The 1,265-nt window shown below is 63.3% G+C and carries 2 protein-coding genes and 1 pseudogene; 1 reads left to right on the forward strand and 2 read right to left on the reverse strand.

What is annotated here, in order from left to right; all coding sequences use genetic code 11:
- Nucleotides 1–350: pseudogene (locus A2J03_RS04150) on the reverse strand (UDP-N-acetylglucosamine 1-carboxyvinyltransferase); the annotation flags it as partial.
- Nucleotides 351–405: 55 nt separating this feature from the next.
- Here A2J03_RS04150 and A2J03_RS04155 point away from each other — a divergent pair.
- Nucleotides 406–990, forward strand: coding sequence for a cob(I)yrinic acid a,c-diamide adenosyltransferase (locus tag A2J03_RS04155; protein ID WP_068370084.1), 585 nt, complete (start codon nucleotides 406–408; stop codon nucleotides 988–990).
- Between the two features lie 3 nt (nucleotides 991–993).
- Here A2J03_RS04155 and A2J03_RS04160 read toward each other — a convergent pair.
- The coding region (locus A2J03_RS04160) for a DUF2550 domain-containing protein (protein WP_156520192.1) at nucleotides 994–1,265 on the reverse strand (272 nt) is incomplete at its 5' end.

Raw genomic sequence — 1,265 nt, forward strand, 5'->3', positions numbered from 1 at the left:
TCCCCACCCGGCAGTGCTACCACTGCGCGCTTGCAGCGAGCAACCAACGGACCCAGTACGCAGACCGACGCCCTGAACTGTGTCACCGCCGGAAAGTCCGCACGATGGGTCGGTTCGGCGGGCGTCGTTATGTGCACGACCGAGCCTTCGAGCACGACGTCACACCCGAGTCCGCGTAGGACCTCCGCCATCAGCGGTACGTCGAGAATGTCGGGACAGTTGGTGATCGTGCTCGTACCCTCTGCCAGAAGCGCCGCTGCCATCAGCTTGAGGACGCTGTTCTTCGCACCGCCGACCGACACCTCGCCGACGAGTCGGTTACCACCGGAGACCAAAAAGCGTTCACTCACAGTTCGACAGCGTAGCCACGACCCGATGGTCCGGGCCGAGCGGTACCGTAGCGCCATGGCTGTGCACTTGACTCGGATCTACACCCGCACCGGTGACGACGGCACCACCGGATTGAGTGACTTCTCCCGCGTACCGAAGAACGACCCGCGCGTCGTCGCCTACGCCGACTGCGACGAGACCAATGCGAGCCTCGGAGTCGTTCTGGCACTGGGCAATCCGTCGTCGAAGGTCGTTCAGGTCATCCGTACCATCCAGAGCGATCTGTTCGACGCCGGTGCCGACCTGTCCACACCGGTGGTCCACGAGCCGAAATATCCCCCGCTGCGCATCGACCAGACTTACATCGACCGACTCGAAGGGTGGTGCGACGAGTTCAACGAGGACCTCGAGCCCCTCACATCCTTCATTTTGCCTGGTGGAACACCTCTGGGTGCCTTGCTGCACGCCGCACGGACGGTGGCCCGTCGCGCTGAACGCGCGGCATGGGCGGCCGTCGAAGCGAGCCCGGACGACACGAGCACATTGCCGGCGAAATACCTGAACAGACTGTCGGACCTGCTGTTCATCCTGAGCAGACATGCAAACCCCGAGGGTGACGTCCAATGGGTGCCGGGAGCATCACGCTCCACCGACGGATAAGAACTAAGCGGCCGGTCGACCGCGCCGTGAGCGGCCCGACGGACGGGATTCGAGCCAGGACATGAACGCCGTCAGAGCTCCCCTGTCCAAAGCGATCTCGAAATGTCGACCATGGTCGGTGAGTTCGAGAACCGCGATCTCGTCGGTCATGATGTCGAACTCGTCTGCCCGGGGCTTCCGGCGCTCACCCACTTCGATGCCCTGACGGGTCATCCGGTGATCCGGTCCCGGCCGAAGGCTCGACAGTTTGAAGAAGACGAGAGTGTTGTCGCCGT

The sequence above is a fragment of the Rhodococcus sp. EPR-157 genome (assembly GCF_001647195.1).
Taxonomy (GTDB): Bacteria; Actinomycetota; Actinomycetes; order Mycobacteriales; family Mycobacteriaceae; genus Rhodococcoides.